Raw genomic sequence first — 23,630 nt, 5'->3', positions numbered from 1 at the left:
ACGAAGGAGTTTTGGTATAGCAATACATTATACCAGAAAGTTTTATCATTGGGTTGCAGAAAAGTTCACCTCTTATGAAAGTGGATGTATAAACACAAACAGACTTCCTTTCTGATATTTATCATCGAGGTAGAGACTGCCCTGAAGCCTTTGAACCAGAATCTGGCAAAGGGATAATCCTAACCCGGAACCTTGTGTAAATGAATCTACTTTGTAGAATCGTTCAAAAACTTTCTTTTGATTTTCTTTAGGGATGCCTATTCCGCTATCACGTACCAGGAAACGGATCTCTTTTTTATCGGGAATAACTTCATAACTTAATTCAATTTCGCCTTCAGGAGTGAATTTTACAGCATTATGTAATAAGTTGAACAGTATCTGATGAACCATTTTCTTGTCAGAAATCATTGTAAAGTCTTCTTCTTTGAGAGTGGCATGCAGATGAACTTTGGTATTTGCAAACTCTTTTACTTCATCGATGACATTGTTGCAACATTCATTGACAGAGAAAGAGCTCTTCATTGGTTCTTCACTGTCACTGTCAAGACTTGCAATGGATAGCATATCGCTGATAAGCCTTAAAAGATGATCGCTGTTTGTTTTTATAGTGTTACTGATTTCTTTTATTTCATCGGTAGAAAAGATGTTAGGGGTTGCGAGGCAATCAGCAAAACCTACTATTGTGTTTAATGGAGTACGGATTTCATGATTCATATTTTGTATGAATACATTTTTCATCTCATTGGCTTTTTGTATCTTTTCGTTTGCTGCAATCAGCTGTAGGTCCTGTTGGTGTAACTTCGCATTCAATTTTAATTGCCGTCTATAAACAGTCATGCGGAAAAACAGAATAAAGAGTAAGATTATACCAATGCCAATGGTTAGTAATAATTGCATATTACGTGCTTTCAGACTGAGTTCCTGCTTCTCCAGTTTTAGTTTATTGACATCATATTTGGTTGATAGATAATTCAGTTGTTTCTGAGTCTTTTCCCATGAAAGCGTATCTCCCAACTCAATCACTGAAATCAGTTTGTGATAGGCTTCATCATATTTGTTTGCCATGGCAAGTGCATTTGCCCCGTTCAGATACATGCGCCTCATATTCTCTTTGCTGTTTCGCGATTTGTAGTAGTTGGCGCATGAATCTATATAAGCAGCCTGCTTGATGTAATCTTTCATTAGATATGCATAAGTCTGTTTTCCGTCATATAGATAAAATCGGGGGATAGAAGGTGCTTTTTTATATACTTCTTCCAGCTCAGACAGATATTTCTTGAATGTCTTAATATCTCTGTTATTGATACACTTACTGAATGCCAGATACTTTATCATTGCAATATTTCTGGGTGAGAGTCCACGTAATTTACCTGCCAGGGCTTGGTTGGCAAGTGAGTCTAATTGTTGGAAAACCCTTTGGGACTCTGTTTCACGATTTTCTGCCGACAGAAGAATTATCTCGTTGGAGGCTAGTACGGTATAGAGATCCCATCGTTTCATCTGATAGAATTTCTGCATGGCCCGGATGAGGTACGGCTCTGCTTTTTCGTTTTCTCTGGCTGCAAGGTAGCTGGAGGCAATGACAAACAAATTGTATGCCATGCCTATTTCACTTTTGTTTTCTCTGGCATAGTTGTACATTTGTTCATTTTCCAAAGTTCCTGCCTTTCCGTTTCCTACGTTATTATAGCCTTCACAGAGTAGAAGCCAGTTGTAATAAAATCCATGTATATCTTTGTATATCAGACATAAATCCTTAACGATGGGCGTGTATTTGCGTAGGCTGTCTACCTCTCCACCTATATAGTGAAAATAATTTCTGTCTTTATACAGAAAGAACTCATCCTTTATACTCTCCATTGAATCTGCCCTTGCCTTTAGTATATTCCAGTGTTTGATATATTCTTGAGGTTTTTGATAATACTTTTCGAGTACTTGTATGGAAGCTGGTACAGAATCGGGATGAAATGCAAAAGAGTTACCGGCCTTGAGCGTAAGGCATGAGAATAAAAAGAGTATTAAGCCTGTACTTTGTATATAGGTCTTCATAGGAGAATATATTGCTTGTTGTTGTTTAGGATATGTTTCTGTATACAAAGATATATTTTTTACCCGGTTGATCAATGAATATCTATAAAAAAAGAGGAAGTTTCATTTGAAACTTCCTCTTTTCTTATAGTCAACCGACTACCGGATTATTTTTTCTTGCGGTCACCGTAACGGCTCATGAACTTATCAACACGACCTGCTGTATCTACCAATGTAGATTTACCAGTATAGAACGGGTGAGAAGTACTTGAGATTTCAATTTTCAGCAACGGATAAGTTTCACCTTCGAATTCGATGGTTTCTTTAGTGTTTACTGTTGATTGAGACAAAAACATATCGCCATTTGACATATCTTTGAATACTACCGGACGGTATGATTCTGGATGAATACCTTTTTTCATTTCAGTATTTGTTTTTTAATTATTATATCGTTTACTATTTGGTAAGAATAGTGTAATGGTCATTTTCAGTGCGCAAAGATAATGCTTTTCTGTGAAATAGAAAAAAGATTGGGAAAAAAACAATGATTCTCGCTTTTTTTTTAAGACTTTTGTGGAGAATAATGTGCCAATATGCTAATATGCCAATGCGCCAATTGGCTGCGCTATGATACTGCATAGTAATTGGCACATTGGCATATTAGCACATTATTAAATTATTTATAATATGAAAAAACTGATTATTGCATTGAACTTTTTGTTGCTGATTGCTATTGGCGGACGGGCACAGGAATCTGGAAAGCGCTTGTATAGCATCGCTTTTTATAATCTTGAAAACTTGTTTGATACTATCCATGATCCCGGTAAGAATGATTTTGAATATCTGCCGGACGGACCCAAACAGTGGAATACTGAAAAATATATGGCAAAGTTAACGAACTTGGCGAAAGTACTGGGTGAGATCTCCCGGGATAAAGTTCCTGGTGGTCCTGCTGCTATCGGTGTGGCTGAAGCTGAAAACAGGCGAGTGCTTGACGACTTGGTGAAGCAACCTGCTTTGGCTTCTTCCGGTTATGAGATTGTGCATTATGAAGGGCCGGATAAACGGGGTATTGATTGTGCACTGCTCTATGATCCGAAACAGTTTACTGTATCATCAAGTAAATTGGTACTTTCTGCCCCTTTCGAAGGAGATACGATACACAAAACACGAGGTTTTCTGATTGTAAATGGTAAAATGGCGGGAGATAACGTTTGCTTTATTGTAAATCACTGGCCTTCGCGTGGGGCTGCCGAACCTGTGCGTATACATGCTGCCCGTCAGGTACGTGCATTGATCGATTCTTTGCAACAAAATAATAAGAAATTGAAACTGATTGTTATGGGAGATATGAATGATGATCCGATGGATCAGAGTATGGCTACCTTGGGTGCAAAGAAATATAAAAAAGAGGTGAAGAAACATGATATGTTCAATCCCTGGTGGGAAACATTGGAAGATAAAGGAGTAGGTACGTTGCTTTATCGCGGTAAATGGAATTTGTTTGATCAGATTGTTATTTCGCCTACGTTGCTCAATGCTAAAAGAGGATTGAAATACGATCACAATGAGGTCTTCATCCGTGAATATCTTTTTCAGCAGGATGGAAAATACAAAGGTTCGCCTTTGCGTACACATGGTGGAAAACTGTGGTTGAATGGCTATAGTGATCATTTGCCGACTATTATTTATTTGAAGAAATAAGCTCTCTCTTTGCTACGTAGAGATTACAATCAACTATTAAATGATATTTAAGACTCTGAAATAGGATTGATTTGTACTCATTATCGAGGATATTTCTTACGCTTTGGTTTTGTATTAAAACTATAATGTGTACTTTTGCATAGAATTTTTATTCACTAACAATAAACTTTTAAACAAAATGGTAAATTACAAAGATTTAGGACTGGTAAACACAAGAGAGATGTTTGCTAAGGCTATTAAAGGCGGGTATGCTATTCCTGCTTTTAACTTCAACAATATGGAACAGATGCAGGCTATTATCAAGGCTGCTGTAGAAACAAAATCTCCGGTTATCCTTCAGGTATCTAAAGGTGCTCGTCAGTATGCTAATGCTACTTTATTGCGTTACATGGCTCAGGGTGCTGTAGAATATGCAAAGGAATTGGGTTGCGCTCATCCTGAAATCGTTTTGCACCTTGACCACGGAGATACTTTTGAAACTTGCAAGAGCTGTATCGATTCAGGTTTCTCTTCAGTAATGATCGACGGTTCTCATCTTCCTTACGAAGAAAACGTTGCTCTGACTAAGAAGGTAGTAGACTATGCTCATCAGTTTGATGTAACTGTGGAAGGTGAACTTGGTGTATTGGCAGGTGTTGAAGATGAAGTTTCTTCAGACCACCACACTTATACTGACCCTGAAGAAGTAATTGATTTCGCTACCCGTACAGGTTGTGATTCATTGGCTATTTCTATTGGTACTTCTCACGGTGCTTACAAGTTCACTCCGGAACAGTGTCACATTGATCCGAAGACTGGCCGTATGGTTCCTCCTCCTTTGGCATTTGAAGTATTGGATGCTGTAATGGAGAAACTTCCGGGCTTCCCAATCGTGCTTCACGGTTCATCTTCAGTTCCTGAAGAAGAAGTTGAAACTATCAACAAATATGGTGGTGCACTGAAAGCTGCTATCGGTATTCCTGAAGAAGAATTGCGTAAAGCTGCTAAGTCAGCAGTTTGCAAAATTAATATCGACTCTGATAGTCGTCTGGCTATGACTGCTGCTGTCCGTCAGGTATTTGCTGAGAAACCGGCTGAGTTCGACCCACGTAAATACTTGGGCCCGGCTCGTGATAATATGGAAAAATTGTACAAGCACAAAATCCTTAATGTACTTGGTTCAGACAATAAATTGGCTAAATAATTTTCCACTTTGATATGTAGAAAGCTGTGCCTGCAAATGGTACAGCTTTTTTTGTGTTTTTTCTTGCAATAAAATTTTTTTGATTCAGATTTTGTTTATATTTGTGGTTATAATAAGTAGTTGATTGACAAACATATTCTACTTTAATTGAAACATGCTATCCTATGTGAACAGTTTATTTTCTGATAGCTTAATGATGGCTGAATTGTTTCTGGTTCGCTGTAGAGCGCATCACACACAAATATATAGAGAAATCTTCTGAGAAATCACTTTTTGCTTGGTGAGCATACCTTTTTTCAGAAGAAAAAAGAAATGAATCGGTGGATGTTATTATCCGATACCTTCTGCATTGTTACTACTGTTAGCCGATTCTGGTGAAGAATTAAGAAGATAGAGGCTGTTCTCTTAGCGTAAGGGAGCAGTCTCTATTATTTATACCATATCATCTCCCGTTTTTACTACTGCCACCTTTATCGTTTTGTGGAATGGAATAAAGCAACAGATAATGGCGATTGCCAATGCTGCTATCAGTACATAGCCGAAAATTGTTTTCAATCCGAGTAACAGACTTTGTTGTTGAAGGATAGAATAGAATCCATTGGTTGCTATCTGACTTGCTTCGCTGAAATCATGCCCCTGTGTCAGTGCGCTGTTCAATGCCTGAGTATAGCGGCTCGTTGCAGTGGGATTAGTCAAGGTCATGTTTTCAGCCAGAATGTTCATGTCCTGTATTTGCAGGCGATAGAGCATATTGCTAAAAAATGAGGCCGAGAGTACCGGTGCAAGTACCGACCGGAACGTAATTAGAAAGAAAGCATTGGAGAGCATTAATTGGGGATCGAGATCTTCTACCACATATACGCCAAAGGCGATGAAAAGCGTCATCATGCCCAGTCCACGGAGAATCATCGGGATAAAAAGCATTTCGTATGTGCTGTAGGAGGTTATACCGAAATAAAGTATGCTCAGATATATGACGTAACAAAACATGCCTCCGCCAATGAGGAAACGAAACCGCCAGCGTTGCCATCTGAACCACCAGAAGCAGATGATAGCTCCCAGGATAAAACCGGGCAGTAACCATAGATTGAGTGCATTGGTATGTACACTGTCTATACGGATGATACTGTTCATGTAGTTGGTGATGAGCGAACTGGTAGCCGAAAAGAACATAACCAGTACCATGAAAATGTATCCGATAATAGATTTGTGTTTGCTGAGAGGTTTCAGGCTGACGTAGGGCTTTTCTTGTGTTCGCTGCCTATAGATAAAGAGCCCTGCAAGGAGGGGGATAATCAGGGAGTAGATACATATCCGGGGAGAGTCGAACCAGTCGAGTGTTTTGCCGTACGTGAATATATAAATTGTCATCAGTAAGGTAGTGGAGATGATCAGAATACTTTTTCCGTCTATTTCTTTATGAGGGATACATGTGGGGCGGCGGGCATAACGGAAAAAACAGAGTATAAATAGGATGGCAATCATCATCAGCATAGATACGAAGTAATACATGTACTGCCACTGATAGTAATAGGCCAGTTGTGCTGTGATGGCTATTGAAATTTGCCCACCTGCAAAAACAAGCGGGTAGAAATAAGCATAGAACTCACTGCGTACGTTCTTTGGGCTGAAAAAGGGACGGACTTGTATGATGAATTCCAGCATGATGAAGGCTTTGAGAAACCCAATGAAGAAACTACATACGATGATGATATCCATGTTGGTGACATGTGCGCAAAAGAGACTGATAAGAATTTGCAGGGACAGGTCAGTCAGTAAGAGTGTTTTAGGAGTAGCTATGGCGCGGAATTTTGGTACGATGGGGTAGGCTACTGCCATACCTATTGAGGTAGCATAATACCCCATTGTAATGTCTTCGCTAAGTACGCCCAGTGTATTGCTAACCTCTACGATACTTCCCGTATAAGCTCCGTTCAGCATCATGACGGGCAGCATAATGACAAACATGGTGACGATACCCAACCATTGGGGAACCCAGGGACGAAGGGGGAGATTGAGCTTTACCATGGAATTATTGCTTTAGTGCCTCTGCTTCTACCATCATTCCGGCACGTAAACGTTTCATTTCCTGTGATGAAGCGTTAGTAAACTCTATGCGGACAGGAATACGTTGTTGTACCTTGACAAAGTTACCTGCAGAATTGTCTGTAGGAACCAGTGCATACTTGGAACCGGTAGCTTCGGAGATAGCTGTTACTTTTCCTTCAAAAGTCTGTCCTTTCAGAGCATCTACTTTGATGAGTACTTTTTGCCCGATAAAGATGTGGTCAATTTGAGTTTCTTTATAGTTTGCTGTAATCCATTTGTCATTGCTGCGTACAAGATATGAAAGTGTTTGCCCGGCTTGTACGAATTGTCCGGGTTCCAGCGTACGTCGTCCCATATACCCTTCATAAGGAGCAGTGACTACGGTGTAAGATAAGTTGAGTTGTGCCATTTCCACTTCTGCCTCTTTACGGAGGATGTTGGCCTCGATGCCGATACTCTTTTTACTTGTTTCCGAGTATTGTGAACTGGCAGAGTCTTTCTGCCTCATCAATGCTTCGTAGCGTGCTTTGCTGGCTTCGTAGTTTGCTTTTGCTTGTTCGTATTCCTGCTGACTGACGGCTTGCTTTTTTATAAGGCTGGCATAACGGTGAAGTTCCGTTTCCTGTTGTGAGAGTCGGGCATGGGTTTCGGCTATATTGGCATCCTGTACAGCAATATTCATGTGCGATGTTTCGATGCCCGAACTGAGTACATCTTTTGAACCGCGTGCATCCATTAGGGCTGCTTCGGTATCTTTCAGACGGATGCGGTATTCCCGGTCGTCGAGTATGAGGAGAGTATCCCCCTTTTCTACATGCTGATGCTCGGTAAAGCGCACCTCTTTGATATATCCGCTGGCACGTATGTTGAGCGGAGCAATGTACTGGTCTACCATGGCATCATTTGTAATTTCATAATTGGCATATCTCCAGAAGTAATTTACTGTCCATACAATACCTGTCACTGCCAGACAAATACATACAGTATTAAGGGTAATATTTCTGATTTTCAGCTTTTTCAGTCTGGCTTGTTTTTTGTGTAATGTAGACATAAACTATATCTTATTGAGTATCTCTGTTATTTTATTCATCCCGGCAAGGCAGGATTGTATCTGTTTTTCAGAGATGTGTTGCTCTATCTCTTTATAGACACCTTTGGTGAGAGGATTGACTCTCTGTGCCAGTTTCTCGCCCGATTCGGTGAGGTATACCAACCGGCTACGTTTGTCTTCCGGATCTTCCCGGCGTATGACCCAACCTTTTTTTTCGAGGTTATTTATCAGGTTGGTCAGGCAGGCTTTATCTTTGGCGGTTTGTTCCGCCAGGCTTTGTTGGCTGATCCCTTGATTTTTCCAAAGGCAGTGCATGACTTGTAGCATTTCGAAGGTCATATCAATATTATCCGCTTTCAATACTCGTTGGATGGTTTGGCGGAATGCCATTCGGGTGTGGAGCATTTGCAAAATAAGCTCTCTTGCCGGTTCACTATTTGCCATTGTTTTGCTATTTTAGAATCGGATGTAAAGGTAGTGTTTTCTTTTAGGAAATAGTCAAATATTTGACTATATTATCAAGGGTAAGTTTACTTATTGTTAATACTCTAATCCTCTTTTTTTTGCAAAATGTGTGCTCTTTGATAAGAATAGGAGAAAACTTTTTTTCATACCGGGAAAAACTATTTCTGATTACGGTAAATGTTCGGTTTGCTACCGGCATATTTCATGTTTCCCGATAGTATATGGGCGATATGTACCCTTTGTAAGAGGATTTCTGAGAGTATATACAAAAAAAGACCGGAGAAGCCATCGCCTCTCCGGTCTATTGCAGTTTAACTGAAACTACTTTATTAGTATGTTTGTAAAGATACGATAAAAAAGAGATATATCAAACTTTTCCCGGATTAGATTCCTTCCCTTTCTTGAATAGTTTCAGTGGAAGTTTCAGGCTTTACCGGTTAGTTGTTTTATAGCTCTATTACCAAAGACTCTCTCGGTGCCATTTTCAGTTCACCGTTTAGATTGATTATCTTTCCGGTCAGGATGTCTTTTCCCTGTACCTTATCTTTTAGAATTTCTTTGTAGAAAGTCAGTGGCAGAGTTGTTTCTTTATCTGTACCGTTTAGCATTACAAATACGGTTTTACCTTCATATTGGCGGGCATAAGCATATACACCGTTTTGTACCATGAATTGTGTCATACTGCCTTTACCAATCACATCGTTGCCTTTACGCCAGTTCAGCAATGTTTTGTAGAAGTTGTAACATTCGTTCTGCAATTTAGTACGTCCTTCGGTTGTCAGTGCATTCTCTTTATCACCTGCCCATCCGCCGGGAAAGTCTTTACGTACATAACCATCGCTTTTACTCTTTACTCCGTTCATCATGATTTCTGTTCCATAATACAGTTGCGGGATACGGCGTGTAGTCAATAATAGGGTAGAGGCTTGTTTCAGCATAGCCAAGTTATCACCTTCACCCAGAAAGCGGTCTGTATCATGGTTTTCGATGAATGCCAGTACGGAAGCCGGGTTAGGGTAGAGGAAATCGTAAACAAAACTGTTATATACGCGGTCCAGGCCTTTAAACCAAGTTTCTGTTTGTTCATTCTTTGCTGTATTGATCTTATCAAAGAAACTGAAATCCATAACTGTTTTCAGATTGCTGTTTTGAGGAGCCGACAGCTTTGAATCTTTCTGCCACCAGGCTGTATAAGCCGGTTCTGTCACCCATGTTTCTCCTACTGTGTTGTAGTTGGGATATTCTTCATTCAGTTCCTTCATCCAGTTACTCATGGCATTGTAATCTGCATACGGATATGTATCCATACGGATACCGTCAATATTGGCATATTCTATCCACCAGAAACTGTTTTGTACCAGATACTTATAAACATGTGGATTCTTCTGATTCAGGTCGGGCATTACTGTCACAAACCAACCATCGTTCATCTGATCGAAGTCATATTTAGAGGCATATGGGTCAACGTGCGGAGTCAGTTTGAAAGAGGTCTGCACGAAGTTTTTCTCATGATCAGGATTATTGAAGAAATCCTTTGAGGGCATGTCTTTTATCCAGGGATGTTCTACACCGCAATGGTTGAAAATCATATCCATCACAATCTTTATGCCTCGTTCGTGAGATTTGGCGATGAGTTGGCGATACTCCTCATTTGTCCCGAAACGTGGATCAACTTTGTAATAATCAGTAGTAGCATAGCCATGATAGGAACCACCTTCCATATTGTTTTCCAGCACTGGAGTAAACCAAAGAGCGGTTACACCCAGGTCTTCAAAATAGTCCAGGTGTTGCTCTATACCTGCCAAGTCGCCACCATGACGAGCGTTGGGGTCATTACGATCTACCTTATAAGGTGACATACCCGGAATATTATCATTGTCTGGATTTCCATTTGCAAAACGATCCGGCATCAACAGGTAGAGAGCGTCGGATGCATCGAAACCTTTGTGGTCGCATCCCTTTTTACTGCGTGCCTTCAGTTCGTATTCTTTTACCAGTTTCTTTTTTCCGATAGTAAAAGTGAGAGGTAATTTACCAGGTTTCACCTCTTTGTCCAGGTGCAGGTAAACGAGCAGATAGTTATTACTTTCCAGCTTTACGGTACTGCTGAGTGATACTCCGGGGTAGTTGACGGATACGGAGGCATCACCAATACCTTCACCGTAAACCATAAGCTGGAGTTCCGGATTCTTCATGCCAGCATACCAGAAAGGTGGGTCAATTTTGTTCACATTCATAGCTGCATAAGTATTAAGAGACAGTAGAAAAGAACCTAAGATAAATAACAATTTTTTCATGATAGTAGTGTGTTATGGATTTTACCGATGCTAATATAGGACAAATTCCTGAAATGAGTTATTTTCTTTTCCTGCTGCCTCTTATATATTTATGCAAACGTTTTCATTGTTGTGCCGGGGAGGGCGTTTAGGAGTTGACTGCATGCAATAAAGGCGCCCTCTGCATGCAGAGAACGCCTTTACTCTTTTGATAATTAAATGATGGTTTACATAAGGAATCCCAGCAAGATACCGGCCGCAACTGCTGAACCGATAACACCTGCCACGTTCGGACCCATAGCATGCATTAACAGGTAGTTGGTCGGATCATATTCCAGACCTACAATCTGTGAGATACGTGCAGAGTCAGGAACGGCAGATACACCTGCGTTACCAATCAGCGGATTGATCTTATTATCTTTCTTCAAGAAGATGTTGAAGAACTTCACAAATAGAACACCAGCTGTTGTAGCAATAATAAATGAGATAGCACCCAGAATAAAGATCTGTACAGAACTCCAGGTTAAGAACTCGGAAGCCTGTGTAGAAGCACCTACTGTCAATCCCAATAAGATAGTGATCGTATCAATCAACGGACCACTGGCCGTATTTGCCAAACGACGGGTTACACCACTTTCTTTCAATAAATTACCGAAGAACAACATACCTAACAAGGGTAGACCCGAAGGAACAAGGAATGTTGTAAGCAACAGACCTACAATCGGGAAGATAACCTTTTCTGTATGAGATACGGTTCTTGGCGGTTTCATACGGATAACACGTTCTTTTTTAGTAGTCAACAGACGCATGATAGGCGGTTGTATCACCGGAACCAATGCCATGTATGAATAAGCCGACACGGCAATGGCACCCATCAGGTTCGGAGCTAACTTAGATGAAAGGAAGATAGCCGTAGGACCATCCGCACCACCGATAATACCGATAGCACCGGCCTGGTTCGGCTCAAATCCCATAAGAAGTGCAATGATGTAAGCACCGAAAATGCCAAATTGTGCAGCAGCTCCGATCAGCATTAGTTTTGGATTGGAGATCAGTGCCGAGAAGTCCGTCATGGCTCCGATACCCAAGAAAATGAGTGGCGGATACCAACCGGAGGTTACTCCCTGATAGAGTATATTCAGTACGGAACCTTCTTCATAGATGCCTATTTTTAGTCCGGCTTCCATGTTGAAGGGAATATTACCGATGAGGATACCAAAACCAATAGGGATAAGAAGCATCGGCTCAAACTCTTTAGCTACCGCAAGGTAGATAAAAAAGAGTCCAACCACCAGCATGACAAGATGTCCCGGCGTTGCATTTGCAAAACCCGTATATCCCCAGAAGTCAACAAGGTTATTCCCCAAAAATGATAAGAAATCTCCCATAATTATTCAATGATTACGAGGTCTGTACCTTCCAGTACGGAGTCTCCTTGTTTAACTTTGATTTCTACAACCTTTCCATCCTTGTGTGCGTTGATATTGTTTTCCATCTTCATGGCTTCGAGGATGATTATGGTCTGGCCTTTCTTTACAGTATCGCCCTCTTTTATTTTAATATCGAGAATAACACCCGGTAGCGGAGATTTCACACCGTCTTTCTTTCCGGAACCAGTGTTTGCAGGGCGTTGTACCACAGGTGCACCACTATCTGTCTTTGGAGCAGCAGCGGGGCGAGTTACAGGTTTCGGAGCGACAGCAGGTTTTACCGGTTTGTCCAGTTCCACTTTGTAAGGGGTTCCGTTGACTTCAACGCTCACGATATTTTCCTCCGGATCGTTTACTGTAACGTTGTAGAGGTTTCCGTTGATTTTATATTTATATTGTTTCATTGCTTCAATTTATTAGGGTTAATAATTATCTTTTCGGAGTCTGGCGTAAAGTGTAGATTTTAGAACTCCACGGTGAATAGCTACGCTTTACTTTGTTGATAGTCAAAATCATGTCTTCAACATCATGTGCATCATTCATGAATTCGTGCAGAGCCATAGCGATGGCGGCAGCTTCTTCTCCGGAATGACTACCCAGATTCTTTTCTTTGGCTTCTGTCTTATCAGTGATACCAGTTGCTTTCATTGCATTTTTCTTACCTAGTTTAACTGCAATATTACCTACTATTTTGAATGAAACATACAATAATATCAAACCGATAAACACAACCGACATTGCAATGATAGCCATACCAAAACCATCCTCATCGTGTTTCTTGAAGTTTTCTATTTTTTCATTCTTATCCTGAGTCATATTATTAGTACTCGGAGTTACATAACTGTGTTCTCCTCCTCCTTTAATAACCCAATTTGCACTTCCGTCCTCTTGGCGGGCATATGACTGGTCAGCAAGCATTCCGGCAGGAATAGTAACTTCGTCAATCAATGTTTTGCCGTTCGAGTCATACAAAGCAATGTAATTTTCCTTATTGGGGTCAAGCGTAAAGTTCACATGGAACGTTCCACGATTTGGCATTCCGTCTGCCCAAAACAGAGTGTGTTGACGAGGTTTAATCTGCGTCAATACATCCCCTTTGGGAATAGGATATTTGGTCGGATTATCTTTATCGTTCGTCAGAAAACAGCCTTCGATATTGACCGTGGCAAAAGAGGTGTTGAATATTTCTATCCATGCATTATGCAAGCCATAATCATCCTGATAATTCTGCTCATTGGTTACCAGAACTTCGTTGATTTTAAGACTTGTGGCTCTTTGTGCGTTCAGCCCTAAGCAAACTATTGCTACTAACGCGATAAATATCCCAATTCTTTTTTTATTCATAACAATCAGGTTTTATTTGTTACAATGGAATATTACCGTGCTTCTTGGCAGGGTTTGTTAGTTTTTTAGTCTGCAACTGTTGCAATGCACGAATGATGCGGAAACGGGTGTTTCTCGGTTCAATCACATCGTCAATGTAGCCATATTTAGCTGCATTATATGGATTAGCAAACAGCTTACTATATTCTGCTTCTTTGTCTGCGAGGAACTGAGCCGGGTTTTCCTGTTCTTTGGCTTCTTTTGCATACAGTACTTCTACAGCACCTGCACCACCCATTACAGCAATTTCAGCTGTTGGCCATGCATAGTTCATATCGCCACGGAGCTGTTTACAACTCATTACGATGTGTGAACCACCATATGATTTACGTAATGTTACAGTTACTTTAGGCACAGTAGCTTCACCGTAAGCGTAAAGCAACTTCGCACCATGCAGAATAACACCATTGTATTCTTGTCCTGTTCCCGGAAGGAATCCCGGAACGTCTACCAAGGTTACCAAAGGAATGTTGAATGCATCGCAGAAACGAACGAAGCGGGCACCTTTACGAGATGCATTGCTGTCGAGTACACCTGCCAGATATTTGGGCTGGTTGGCAACCACACCTACAGATTGTCCGTTCATACGGGCAAATCCGATGATAATATTCTTGGCATAATCTTTTTGTACTTCGAGGAATTCGCCATTATCGATGATAGCACCAATCACCTCATACATATCGTATGGCTTGTTCGGGCTGTCCGGAATAATCTCATTTAGAAGATCATCCATACGGTCGATAGGATCTGTACACTCCATTAGCGGAGCTTCTTCAAGGTTGTTCTGTGGGATGAAACTAAGAAGGTGGCGGATAATTGACAGACCTTCTTCACCGGTTTCGGCAGTAAAGTGAGTTACACCCGATTTGGTTGCATGAACACTTGCGCCACCGAGGTCTTCCTGTGATACGTCTTCACCTGTCACAGTCTTTACCACTTTCGGGCCAGTGAGGAACATGTAAGAAGTTCCTTCAGTCATCAACGTAAAGTCGGTCAGCGCAGGAGAGTAAACAGCACCACCGGCACAAGGACCAAAGATACCAGAGATCTGTGGGATCACTCCTGATGCCATAATGTTACGCTGGAAAATCTCAGCATAACCGGAAAGTGCATTGATACCTTCCTGAATACGTGCACCACCCGAGTCGTTGATACCGATAACAGGAGCACCCATTTTCATGGCCATATCCATTACTTTACATATTTTCTGTGCCATGGTTTCCGATAGTGAGCCACCGAATACAGTGAAATCCTGTGCGAAAACATATACTAATCTTCCTTCAATTGTTCCGTAACCGGTCACAACACCATCACCTAAGAAGTGCTTTTTTTCCTGCCCAAAGTTAGTACATCTGTGTTGTACAAACATATCCAATTCTTCGAAACTGCCTTCATCCAGCAGTTGTGCAATACGCTCGCGGGCAGTGTATTTGCCTTTTGCGTGTTGTTTTTCAATAGCCTTTTCGCCACCACCTAAACGAGCCTGAGCGCGAAGTTCAATAAGCTCTTTTACTTTTTCAAGCTGGTTACTCATGAGTCTTTCTTGTTTTAAAGGATTTATAGAAATTACGATTAGACGATTTACGATTGAAGTTTCTTTTACTACATTGCTAATAGTAATTTCAATCGTAAATTGTCTAATCGTCAATGATTTTAGTGTTCACAAAGTTCAGTCAATACGCCCAGTGTTGATTTTGGGTGAAGGAAAGCGATGTTGAGTCCTTCGGCACCTTTACGGGGAGCTTTATCGATGAGACGGATTTCTTTACTTTCAGCTTCTGCCAATGCATTAGCTACGCCGTCTTCAACGGCAAATGCCACGTGGTGAACGCCAGCACCCTTATTTTCAATAAATTTAGCAATAGTACTTTCGGGGCAGGTTGGTTCTAACAGTTCGATTTTTGTTTCGCCTACTTTAAGGAAAGCTGTTCTCACTTTCTGGTCTTCTACTGTTTCAATATTGTAGCATTTCAGACCTAATACATTCTCGTAGTACGGTAGGGCTTCTTCGATGCTTTTTACAGCAATGCCCAAGTGTTCAATGTGTGAAATCTTCATAACTGTGTTCTTTATATTGGCTTTAAATTAGTTTTTGGTTCCTTTTAAACCAGCACAAAGAAAATCAATTCTTCGTTAATAAAGAAATATTTCAGCATTTAATTTCAAAAGTCAATCAGCAGTCTGACGTTGATTTGACGAGATGTAAGGTAATTGGGCACTGCAAACTGATTATTGTGTACGTCGGTCACCCAATAATAGGAGTTAACGTTACTGATATTTAGCAAATTGAAAACGTCCAGCCCTAACCACATACTGCGAATATTGCGTCCGAATCCGGTTTTATGCTTGTCTGTATTGTCTATCAAAACACGAGACATGCCAATGTCTACACGGCGATAGGAAGGCGTACGGAATACAGCTTCTTCACGTCCGCTGTGAGGAGGTCCGAAGGGAAGTCCTCCAGCAAGAGTACCTTTAAGATTCATCTTCCATTTCGTACTTCCCGGAAAGTAATCAGTGAAGTAGAGCGAAAGATTATATCGCTGGTCGGTAGGGCGGGGGAGCCATTTGCCGTTTATCTTTTCTTCAGTTTTCATTATTGAGAATGTGAGCCAGGAATCAGTTCCGGGTACGAACTCTCCAAACAGTTTCATATCGAGTCCTGTTGCGTAACCGCTTGCCATATTGCGTCCGTAGTAGCTGACACGGACGTTGTCAACGTTATAAGGAATAAGATTGCTTAACGCTTTATAGTACACCTCTGCCGTAAATTTGAACGGGCGTCCCACAGCCCGGAAACTGTAATCGCTTCCGGCAACAAAATGTATGGAACGTTGTGATTTGATATTCTTGTTGAGTGTTACGGTTGCCATTCCGTTTACCATAGTCGTGTCGCGGAATTCTTTATAAAAAGGAGCCTGATAATATACACCTGCTGCCACCCGGATTGTAAACTTTTCGTTGAATTTCGGGATAAGTGCAAGCGAGGCTCTTGGGCTTACGATAAATTCTTTGTTCCAACTCCAATAGCTGCCACGGATTCCTGCTGTAAGAGTGAATAACCCTGCTCCAGTCTGAAACTTATAGCTATCTTGTGCATAAAGAGAGAAACGGCTACTATTGATATCATTTTTGGAGGAGAGACTGTAAATCAATTCCGGTCCGTCCGGAACCTGTGGCAATGAATATCCGGCAGAGTCACGCATTTCCCACTCACGTAGTTTGTCTTTGATACGTTCGGTCTTTAACTCCAATCCCCATTGGACGGCGTGGCGTTTGATGCGGTGACGTCCTGTAAAGGAGTAACTTTGTACTTTGGCATTAAGATAGTTGCGGGCATGTTCCATATATGTACCTACCCCTATTGTTTCGCCTGTTTCAGTATCAGAATCTTCTCCGGAGGAGTCAAGCTCATTGAGCCAGTACTGTCCGCTGATGTCATAAGTTTCCTGTTCTTTGGTTTGGAAAGCAGAAGCCTGGAAAGTCAGGCTGTTATTTTCGTCAAAGTTATACGTAGCATTGGCTGCACCAAAGAAAGTACGGAAAAGATCTCGTTCCTGTCCGTCAAAGTATACTTTGAATTCGCGTGCAGATTCTAATGTCCCGAATCGTGTGGTACGGTCCTCGGGTTGAAAGATATACTTGTTTTCAGATATATTCCCGATGAATCCTACTTCCCATCTTTTACTTGGTCTCCAGCTTATAAATGTTTGATAATCTATAAACTGTGGGTCATATTCTCCTTTTGTATCCAGCGTTCCCAGTAAGTAGCGGTTACTTTTATAACGGATACTGTTGGTCCATGAAAACTTCTTATTACCAAAACCTGCATAAGCAGAAACTCCCAGTAAACTGAATGCTCCTGTTGCTTCAAAATGCTCTGGCTTTTTATAGGTGATATCCAGTACAGATGACATTTTGTCTCCGTATCGTGCTTCGTATCCACCCGATGAAAAACCTACGCTCTCCACCATATCCGGATTGATAAAGCTTAATCCTTCCTGTTGTCCGGAACGTACCAGCAACGGGCGGTAAACTTCTATTCCGTTCACATAAACCATATTTTCGTCAAAGCTTCCTCCACGTACATTATATTGAGAACTCAGCTCATTGTTTGAACTTACTCCGGCTTGCGTTGCAATGATCGACTCGATATTTCCTCCTGACGCATCCGGCATCAGTTTATTGGCTTTCATGTCTATCTGTTGTACTGTGTTGGTTTGCCGGCGGCTTTCTGTAATGGTTACCTCTCCCAGTTCGTATCCCAAAGCAGGCAGGGTCATATTGATACTGATATTTCCCTGTGGATTTACCAATACGCGTTTTCGGGTGTTATATCCTATCATTGAATATATCACCGTTACTGTATCTCTTGATGTAAATTTAAGTGAATATTTTCCTTTCAGATTACTGACAGTGCCAATAGCTGTTCCCTCTATGCGTACGGTAGCCAGCTCTACGGGTTCTCCGTTTTCATCAGTAATGACACCTCCTATCTTGACTTGTTGAGCCAAGACGGGGAAAGTGAATAGTAAAAATAGAAATAGATTTGAGAGACGCTTATTCATATCCGCTATCGTTGCCTAATGAGATAATAACGGAAAAATCGTTCTAAACGTATATCTTGGTAAATAAATTATTCAGCCACGCCCACCGGAAACGGAACCAACGGCGCGTGCTGCTTTGTTTTCCACCGAAGCGAAGAACGAATTCACGATATCCGTGTTTTTTGAAAGGAAGCCCTACATCCATGAACTCCAAATGTCGGTATCCGCGTTCGTATGCATCTTTTAGTACCATCCATACCGCCAAAATACCAGGATATTGCAATGCATATGTTTTTCGCATTCCTCCCGAGAACCACAAGTAAGCACTATCTCCCGAATAGATACACGCAGCCCCACCAATGATTTTCTCTTTATATCGTACAATGAAAATCTTTCCCTGATCGCTATGCATCAATCTTTCTTCCATGTGGCGAAAGAATTCGATGTGAGGAAAATGCTTGCGTATATGTGATGAGTATATTTTATACAGCATGTGTGAGAATTCCTGTATTTCTTCTACTGAGTGCGCTTCTTCCACTTTAGCTCCGTTTCTAAGTCCTTTCTTAATTTGCCGGATTCGTGAAGGGCTGATCCGCTCTTCTGCCGTTTTTTGGCTATGCAATGAATTACGCACCCGCAGCCAGTTGATAGGGAAATATCCGTTTGCTCTGAAATGTTTGTATCCGAATAGTGCATTATCCAGGTTACGAAATTCTATCATAAAAGAATCCCGGAGTACTTCCGTGGTGAGATGTTCCAGCATTTCTCCAAATATGGCTTCTTTGTCGGTGGTATCTTCCAGTAGATACTCTCCCGTACCGTATACTTCACAACGACGAACGATAGAAGGAGGAAAGAGTCTTTTATTGGTGCGTATTCCCGCAAGCAGTCTGGCTATCGGTTTTCCGTTGTCAGTTGCAACGATAAACACCGGCGCATATCCTGGTGTTGCTTCATATATCAGAAACAACTCCTTAGAGTGAAATGTATTTTTTCCCGGTAGATCGGGAATTTCACTCCCGCGATAATATGTAGTAAGCTTTAAGGGCATCTTGTGGCAAATTTACATCTTTTTATTTATCTTTTCAACAAGAAAGACGATTGTTTTGTTGTAATATAATGCAGATGTTTACTACATTTGTCATAACATTTAGAAATTGACTGAAATTATGGTAGAAGAAATTATTGCTTTTAACAAACAGTTTGTAGAGAATAAGGGGTACGAAAAATATATAACTAATAAATACCCTGATAAGAAGCTTGCTATTCTCTCTTGTATGGACACCCGTTTGACAGAATTACTTCCTGCTGCTCTTGGTCTGAGAAATGGTGATGCAAAAATAATAAAGAATGCCGGGGCTGTTATTTCCCATCCTTTCGGTAGTGTTATCCGTAGTTTGTTGGTAGCTATTTATGAACTTGGAGTAGAGGAAATTATGGTTATTGCTCATTCCGATTGCGGGGCACATCATATGGATAGTGAGGAGATCCTTGGACGAATGAAAGCCCGGGGTATTCGTGAGGATCTGATTGATATGATTCACTTTTGTGGTGTTGATTTTCATTCCTGGTTGGGTGGCTTTGATGATACGGAGAAATCTGTATGCGAAACTGTTGATTCTATTATTCGTCATCCGCTGATTCCTTCTGATGTTCGTGTGCATGGTTTTATCATTGATTCACTCACCGGAAAGCTTACGCAGATTGTATAAAAAAAGGCAGAGCCTTATCGTCTGCCTTTATCTTTTTGCGGTTATATACTTTTTTTGACTGGTGCACCCGTTTATAGCAAATGGGGTGACCGTACTTCTCAATTTCAGCCTCACGGCTGGCTTTACGATTCGCTTTGATGTAATCGTCTTGGGTTATTCGATTTTTCATAATGATAATTTGTTTATCAGTGCAAAGATACGGATTTTATTTTAAATTTAATAATCTCTTCCAGCGTTGGCCCGATGTATCTCCCGAGAGTAATTGATAGCATACAAATACAAAAAACTCCCGGTCAGTTCTCTTTTATGAACCGCCGGGAGCTTTCTTTGTTCAATTATCGTTTTTTATTTCAGAGCGTCATTGCCTGACCGCCAATTGCTCCTGCAATAGCACTGGCCACTGCAATAATCATTTTCAGAATCGTACTCCAGACTGTCTTTTTCATAAATCTCTCAAATTATTAATTAATACATAAAAGCTTTAAACACCGTGCAGCCAACTTTCAACTCTCAACTAAATAATTATGGCAACAGAATTTAATGGAATCGTTTATTTTCCTACGAAAGCAGCCTTTTTTTGAAGGAGCTGTGGTATCAAAGGACCTTATCCGGTAATAAAAATACTTTGTAAGATATATAAAGAGGGGTATTACATACAATGGGATGAGGAACAATGTGAGATATTTGCCTATAAATTGGGAAGGGAATATACGAAAGAAGAAGTAGACAGTATAATCGGTATACTGATTGAAAAAGGATTTTTTGATAAGGAAAGCTATGAAAAGCATCGTATACTGACCTCGGTGGATATTCAGCGGGTATGGTTGGAGGCTACCAGCCGGAGAAAGAGGGATTTAGCAAAATTACCCTATCTGCTGGAAGAGGTGAAATGTAAGGAGGAAGAGATAAAATGTAAGCAGAAAGAGAGTACGAACTCAGAAAATGCGAACATTTTTCCCGTTCAGATGGAGTTGAGTCTGGAAAATGCAGACATTTTCAGACAAAGTAAAGTAAAAGAAAGTAAAGTAGAAGAAAAGAAGAAGAGGGAGGAGAATTCTGTTTTGCCTCCACCTCCGGAATATGCGCTCAATAAAAAGACGCACAACTATGACGGGTTGCTACTGGCATTGGATCGGATTAAGGTGACGGACACCGAAGATATAAAGGCCATTCTACGAATGTCGAATTATGGGGAGATCGGTACTCCGGTGTGGAAGGTGCTGGCACAGACCTCGTGGGCAAAGATAGTGATGCCGGGAAAATATCTCATAAAGATGCTTGTAAGTGCTTGATAATCAGTATTTATCAGATCGTACATTCTTACCATGCAAAAGTGTACAACCTTGCACTACAAAGCTGTACATTCTTGTCATACAAAAGTGTACAGTCTTGTTATATGACTTTCCAGTTTATAGCAAGCCTGCTGAACTATTTAGTTTTTCGGTTTTTATCCTTATCTTTGCCGAAAAGCGAAGATAAGCTGCACCTTGGCATAAAAAATGAACAAGTTCACTTTATTCTGCTCTCAGTTTGCATTATCTTTGCATTTGTCTTTACAAGTATAAAGAAAGTGAAAATAGCATGGAAAATTTCAGTGAATTAATAAAGAACCGCCGCAGTATGCGGAAGTTTACCGGTGAAGAACTCTCACAAGAGCAGGTAGTGACTTTGTTGAAAGCCGCACTGATGGCGCCTACCTCTAAACGTAGCAATGGTTGGCAGTTTATTGCCGTAGATGATAAAGAGACATTGGAGAAGCTTTCGCACTGTAAGGAACAGGCTTCTGCTTTTATTGCCGATGCTGCACTTGCCATCGTTGTTACTGCTGACCCATTGGCAAGTGACGTATGGATTGAAGATGCCTCTATTGCTTCTATTATGCTTCAATTGCAGGCTGAAGATCTGGGATTAGGTAGTTGCTGGGTGCAAATCCGTGAACGCTATGCTGCTACCGGCATGCCGTCGGACGAATATGTGCGTAGCGTACTTGATATACCTTTGCAACTTCAGGTTCTGTCTGTTATCGCCATCGGACACAAAGGCATGGAACGTAAACCTTTTGATGAAAGCCACCTGCAGTGGGAGAAAATTCATATTAATAAATTCGGAGGAAAATAACAGTGAGTGCTGCTAAAGCCAACAACAATAGAGATACATACAAGGCAACTGCTGTCACTCTGATTGTGATAGGCGTGCTTTACCTCATTGACAAGCTGATACACTTTTCTGCCATTGGATTGCCGTGGGTGATGAATAAAGATAATTTCCTGCTGTATACAGCTGTTATTTTCTTGTTTCTCAAACATGATAAATCTGTTGGCCTGGTGCTGATAGGGCTTTGGCTTGTGATGAATATCGGTCTGATTGTAGCTCTGCTGGGAAGTATGTCCGCCTATCTGCTGCCTCTGGCATTGCTGATAATCGGAGGAATATTGTATTTGATATCAACGCGATGAAAAGAAGTATAGAAGATACGCCAATTGTATTTATTGGTGCCGGAAATCTGGCGACAAACCTGGCTAAGGCTTTGTATCGTAAAGGATTTCGTATCGTGCAGGTGTATAGCCGTACGGAAGATTCGGCCTGTCGGTTGGCAGAAGAAGTAGAAGCAGAATTTACTACTCATCCGGAAGATATAAATCCATTTGCCCGGCTGTATATCGTTTCGCTGAAAGATTCGGCTGTTGCGGAATTGCTTCCTGCGATTGTGGCCGGGAAACGAAAAGAAGCTTTGATGGTACATACGGCTGGCAGTATTCCAATGAGTATCTGGGAGGGGCATGTAGAGCATTACGGCGTTTTTTATCCCATGCAGACATTCAGTAAACAACGTGAAGTGGACTTCCGTGAGATTCCTTTTTTTATTGAAGCGTCCACACCCGAAGATACGGAACTGCTCAAAGCTATCGCTGCCACTTTGTCCGAACGTGTTTACGAAGCTACTTCCGAACAACGCAAGAGTTTGCATCTTGCTGCTGTGTTCACTTGCAACTTCACGAACCATATGTATGCGCTGGCAGCTGAATTGCTGGAGAAGTATAATCTCCCGTTCGATGTAATGCTTCCTTTGATTGACGAGACAGCCCGTAAAGTACATGAGCTGAGCCCTAAAGTTGCCCAAACCGGGCCTGCTATACGCTATGATGAAAATGTAATCAACAATCATCTCGCCATGCTCTCTGATGATCCCGGAATGCAGCAACTTTATGAGCTTATCAGTCGCAGTATTTTCAATCGTAAATCGTAAATCGTTTAATCGTAAATATCATTATGAGTACAATCAATTACGACCTCAAAAAGATAAAAGCCATTGCCTTCGACGTGGATGGGGTGTTGAGTGCGGATATGATTCCATTGCATCCGTCGGGTGAGCCGATGCGTACTGTGAATATTAAAGATGGCTATGCTATCCAGTTGGCTGTGAAAAAAGGGTTGCGCATTGCCATTATTACTGGCGGGCGTACGGAGGCTGTGCGTATTCGTTTCTCAGCTTTGGGAGTGACTGATTTGTATATGGGCTCGGCTGTGAAGATACATGATTATCGTGAGTTTCGTGATAAATATGGTCTTACGGATGAGGAAATAATGTACATGGGAGATGATGTGCCCGATATTGAAGTGATGCAGGAATGCGGTCTTCCGTGCTGCCCGAAAGATGCTGCTCCTGAAGTAAAGAAGGTGGCAAAATACATCTCTCACGCTGCAGGTGGTTACGGTTGTGGTCGTGATGTGATAGAACAGGTGCTGAAGGTACATGGAAAATGGATGTCGGATGATGCCTTTGGATGGTGACTACTAACAA

Annotated in this window: 22 protein-coding genes and 1 pseudogene; 8 read left to right on the top strand and 15 right to left on the bottom strand. The window is 41.3% G+C overall.

The genetic code is table 11. The features are described 5' to 3' along the window. Positions 1-72 precede the first annotated feature (72 nt). Both HCG69_RS09435 and HCG69_RS09430 read right to left on the bottom strand, forming a co-directional pair. The gene (locus tag HCG69_RS09435; RefSeq protein ID WP_221649832.1) at positions 73-2,049 is read right to left on the bottom strand and encodes a sensor histidine kinase KdpD; all 1,977 of its coding nucleotides are present in this window, start codon (positions 2,047-2,049) and stop codon (positions 73-75) included. Positions 2,050-2,195: 146 nt separating this feature from the next. Beyond that, positions 2,196-2,450, bottom strand: coding sequence for a type B 50S ribosomal protein L31 (locus tag HCG69_RS09430; RefSeq protein ID WP_002561096.1), 255 nt, complete (start codon positions 2,448-2,450; stop codon positions 2,196-2,198). 265 nt (positions 2,451-2,715) lie between these two features. Between HCG69_RS09430 and HCG69_RS09425 the strand changes: the two genes are divergently transcribed. Both HCG69_RS09425 and HCG69_RS09420 read left to right on the top strand, forming a co-directional pair. Beyond that, entirely contained in the window at positions 2,716-3,732 is a 1,017-nt protein-coding gene (locus HCG69_RS09425) for an endonuclease/exonuclease/phosphatase family protein (RefSeq protein ID WP_221649831.1), read from the top strand. Between the two features lie 178 nt (positions 3,733-3,910). Beyond that, positions 3,911-4,915, top strand: a complete 1,005-nt coding sequence (locus HCG69_RS09420) for a class II fructose-bisphosphate aldolase (protein WP_002561098.1) — start codon at positions 3,911-3,913, stop codon at positions 4,913-4,915. A 432-nt stretch (positions 4,916-5,347) separates the two neighbouring features. Here HCG69_RS09420 and HCG69_RS09415 read toward each other — a convergent pair whose 3' ends face one another. The 11 genes from HCG69_RS09415 to HCG69_RS09365 all read right to left on the bottom strand — a co-directional run bounded on the left by HCG69_RS09415 (position 5,348) and on the right by HCG69_RS09365 (position 19,167). Further along, positions 5,348-6,943, bottom strand: coding sequence for an MFS transporter (locus HCG69_RS09415; protein ID WP_221649830.1), 1,596 nt, complete (start codon positions 6,941-6,943; stop codon positions 5,348-5,350). A 4-nt stretch (positions 6,944-6,947) separates the two neighbouring features. Continuing rightward, on the bottom strand, positions 6,948-8,015 hold the full coding sequence (locus tag HCG69_RS09410) for an HlyD family secretion protein (protein ID WP_221649829.1): 1,068 nt from the start codon (positions 8,013-8,015) through the stop codon (positions 6,948-6,950). Positions 8,016-8,018: 3 nt separating this feature from the next. Next, entirely contained in the window at positions 8,019-8,459 is a 441-nt protein-coding gene (locus HCG69_RS09405) for a MarR family winged helix-turn-helix transcriptional regulator (protein WP_221649828.1), read from the bottom strand. 467 nt (positions 8,460-8,926) lie between these two features. Further along, positions 8,927-10,777, bottom strand: a complete 1,851-nt coding sequence (locus HCG69_RS09400; protein ID WP_221649827.1) for a glycoside hydrolase family 13 protein — start codon at positions 10,775-10,777, stop codon at positions 8,927-8,929. Positions 10,778-10,983: 206 nt separating this feature from the next. Then, on the bottom strand, positions 10,984-12,144 hold the full coding sequence (locus tag HCG69_RS09395) for a sodium ion-translocating decarboxylase subunit beta (protein WP_221649826.1): 1,161 nt from the start codon (positions 12,142-12,144) through the stop codon (positions 10,984-10,986). A gap of 2 nt (positions 12,145-12,146) precedes the next feature. Then, positions 12,147-12,590, bottom strand: coding sequence for a biotin/lipoyl-containing protein (locus HCG69_RS09390; protein WP_221649825.1), 444 nt, complete (start codon positions 12,588-12,590; stop codon positions 12,147-12,149). Between the two features lie 25 nt (positions 12,591-12,615). Further along, positions 12,616-13,530 carry an OadG family transporter subunit gene (locus HCG69_RS09385; RefSeq protein WP_221649824.1) on the bottom strand — a complete coding sequence of 305 codons (915 nt, stop codon included), beginning with the start codon at positions 13,528-13,530 and terminating at the stop codon, positions 12,616-12,618. Between the two features lie 19 nt (positions 13,531-13,549). After that, positions 13,550-15,103, bottom strand: coding sequence for an acyl-CoA carboxylase subunit beta (locus tag HCG69_RS09380; RefSeq protein WP_221649823.1), 1,554 nt, complete (start codon positions 15,101-15,103; stop codon positions 13,550-13,552). Positions 15,104-15,222: 119 nt separating this feature from the next. Beyond that, positions 15,223-15,627 carry a methylmalonyl-CoA epimerase gene (mce, locus tag HCG69_RS09375; protein ID WP_002561104.1) on the bottom strand — a complete coding sequence of 135 codons (405 nt, stop codon included), beginning with the start codon at positions 15,625-15,627 and terminating at the stop codon, positions 15,223-15,225. A 104-nt stretch (positions 15,628-15,731) separates the two neighbouring features. Beyond that, complete coding sequence (locus tag HCG69_RS09370; protein ID WP_221649822.1) at positions 15,732-18,137, bottom strand: TonB-dependent receptor; 2,406 nt, start codon at positions 18,135-18,137, stop codon at positions 15,732-15,734. A 43-nt stretch (positions 18,138-18,180) separates the two neighbouring features. After that, a complete protein-coding gene (locus HCG69_RS09365; protein WP_221649821.1) occupies positions 18,181-19,167 on the bottom strand; it encodes a GNAT family N-acetyltransferase in 987 nt (328 codons plus the stop codon). Positions 19,168-19,285: 118 nt separating this feature from the next. Here HCG69_RS09365 and HCG69_RS09360 point away from each other — a divergent pair, with 118 nt between their 5' ends. Further along, positions 19,286-19,828, top strand: coding sequence for a carbonic anhydrase (locus tag HCG69_RS09360; protein ID WP_221649820.1), 543 nt, complete (start codon positions 19,286-19,288; stop codon positions 19,826-19,828). Here the strand turns inward: HCG69_RS09360 and HCG69_RS09355 are convergent. Beyond that, positions 19,812-19,997 (bottom strand): hypothetical protein, encoded by a 186-nt coding sequence (locus tag HCG69_RS09355; RefSeq protein WP_221649819.1) that lies wholly within the window; start codon positions 19,995-19,997, stop codon positions 19,812-19,814. The genes HCG69_RS09360 and HCG69_RS09355 overlap by 17 nt on opposite strands. A gap of 181 nt (positions 19,998-20,178) precedes the next feature. Further along, on the bottom strand, positions 20,179-20,274 hold the full coding sequence (locus HCG69_RS09350) for a smalltalk protein (RefSeq protein ID WP_221649818.1): 96 nt from the start codon (positions 20,272-20,274) through the stop codon (positions 20,179-20,181). Between the two features lie 78 nt (positions 20,275-20,352). On the opposite strand from HCG69_RS09350, the pseudogene HCG69_RS09345 reads away from it, so the two are divergent. From HCG69_RS09345 to HCG69_RS09325, 5 genes and pseudogenes are all read left to right on the top strand, one after another. Beyond that, positions 20,353-21,120: pseudogene (locus tag HCG69_RS09345) on the top strand (DUF4373 domain-containing protein). Between the two features lie 289 nt (positions 21,121-21,409). Next, the gene (locus tag HCG69_RS09340; RefSeq protein ID WP_007486257.1) at positions 21,410-21,946 is read left to right on the top strand and encodes a nitroreductase family protein; all 537 of its coding nucleotides are present in this window, start codon (positions 21,410-21,412) and stop codon (positions 21,944-21,946) included. Between the two features lie 2 nt (positions 21,947-21,948). After that, positions 21,949-22,284 carry a hypothetical protein gene (locus HCG69_RS09335; RefSeq protein WP_002561111.1) on the top strand — a complete coding sequence of 112 codons (336 nt, stop codon included), beginning with the start codon at positions 21,949-21,951 and terminating at the stop codon, positions 22,282-22,284. Continuing rightward, positions 22,281-23,075: a Rossmann-like and DUF2520 domain-containing protein gene (locus HCG69_RS09330; protein ID WP_221649817.1), complete on the top strand. Its 795-nt coding sequence runs from the start codon at positions 22,281-22,283 to the stop codon at positions 23,073-23,075. Before HCG69_RS09335 ends, HCG69_RS09330 begins: the two co-directional genes overlap by 4 nt. Positions 23,076-23,098: 23 nt before the next feature. Next, positions 23,099-23,620, top strand: a complete 522-nt coding sequence (locus HCG69_RS09325; protein WP_221649816.1) for an HAD family hydrolase — start codon at positions 23,099-23,101, stop codon at positions 23,618-23,620. The last annotated feature ends 10 nt before the right edge of the window (positions 23,621-23,630 follow it).

Source organism: Bacteroides sp. K03 (assembly GCF_019734355.1).
Classification (GTDB): domain Bacteria; phylum Bacteroidota; class Bacteroidia; order Bacteroidales; family Bacteroidaceae; genus Bacteroides; species Bacteroides nordii.
This window is presented reverse-complemented; position numbering and strand designations above follow the sequence as displayed.

Excerpts from the sequence above, each read along its gene's own strand:
- HCG69_RS09435 (WP_221649832.1), bottom strand. The coding sequence starts at position 2,049 with ATGAAGACCTATATACAAAGTACAGGCTTAATACTCTTTTTATTCTCA.
- HCG69_RS09430 (WP_002561096.1), bottom strand. The coding sequence starts at position 2,450 with ATGAAAAAAGGTATTCATCCAGAATCATACCGTCCGGTAGTATTCAAA.
- HCG69_RS09425 (WP_221649831.1), top strand. The coding sequence starts at position 2,716 with ATGAAAAAACTGATTATTGCATTGAACTTTTTGTTGCTGATTGCTATT.
- HCG69_RS09420 (WP_002561098.1), top strand. The coding sequence starts at position 3,911 with ATGGTAAATTACAAAGATTTAGGACTGGTAAACACAAGAGAGATGTTT.
- HCG69_RS09415 (WP_221649830.1), bottom strand. The coding sequence starts at position 6,943 with ATGGTAAAGCTCAATCTCCCCCTTCGTCCCTGGGTTCCCCAATGGTTG.
- HCG69_RS09410 (WP_221649829.1), bottom strand. The coding sequence starts at position 8,015 with ATGTCTACATTACACAAAAAACAAGCCAGACTGAAAAAGCTGAAAATC.
- HCG69_RS09405 (WP_221649828.1), bottom strand. The coding sequence starts at position 8,459 with ATGGCAAATAGTGAACCGGCAAGAGAGCTTATTTTGCAAATGCTCCAC.
- HCG69_RS09400 (WP_221649827.1), bottom strand. The coding sequence starts at position 10,777 with ATGAAAAAATTGTTATTTATCTTAGGTTCTTTTCTACTGTCTCTTAAT.
- HCG69_RS09395 (WP_221649826.1), bottom strand. The coding sequence starts at position 12,144 with ATGGGAGATTTCTTATCATTTTTGGGGAATAACCTTGTTGACTTCTGG.
- HCG69_RS09390 (WP_221649825.1), bottom strand. The coding sequence starts at position 12,590 with ATGAAACAATATAAATATAAAATCAACGGAAACCTCTACAACGTTACA.
- HCG69_RS09385 (WP_221649824.1), bottom strand. The coding sequence starts at position 13,530 with ATGAATAAAAAAAGAATTGGGATATTTATCGCGTTAGTAGCAATAGTT.
- HCG69_RS09380 (WP_221649823.1), bottom strand. The coding sequence starts at position 15,103 with ATGAGTAACCAGCTTGAAAAAGTAAAAGAGCTTATTGAACTTCGCGCT.
- mce (WP_002561104.1), bottom strand. The coding sequence starts at position 15,627 with ATGAAGATTTCACACATTGAACACTTGGGCATTGCTGTAAAAAGCATC.
- HCG69_RS09370 (WP_221649822.1), bottom strand. The coding sequence starts at position 18,137 with ATGAATAAGCGTCTCTCAAATCTATTTCTATTTTTACTATTCACTTTC.
- HCG69_RS09365 (WP_221649821.1), bottom strand. The coding sequence starts at position 19,167 with ATGCCCTTAAAGCTTACTACATATTATCGCGGGAGTGAAATTCCCGAT.
- HCG69_RS09360 (WP_221649820.1), top strand. The coding sequence starts at position 19,286 with ATGGTAGAAGAAATTATTGCTTTTAACAAACAGTTTGTAGAGAATAAG.
- HCG69_RS09355 (WP_221649819.1), bottom strand. The coding sequence starts at position 19,997 with ATGAAAAATCGAATAACCCAAGACGATTACATCAAAGCGAATCGTAAA.
- HCG69_RS09350 (WP_221649818.1), bottom strand. The coding sequence starts at position 20,274 with ATGAAAAAGACAGTCTGGAGTACGATTCTGAAAATGATTATTGCAGTG.
- HCG69_RS09340 (WP_007486257.1), top strand. The coding sequence starts at position 21,410 with ATGGAAAATTTCAGTGAATTAATAAAGAACCGCCGCAGTATGCGGAAG.
- HCG69_RS09330 (WP_221649817.1), top strand. The coding sequence starts at position 22,281 with ATGAAAAGAAGTATAGAAGATACGCCAATTGTATTTATTGGTGCCGGA.
- HCG69_RS09325 (WP_221649816.1), top strand. The coding sequence starts at position 23,099 with ATGAGTACAATCAATTACGACCTCAAAAAGATAAAAGCCATTGCCTTC.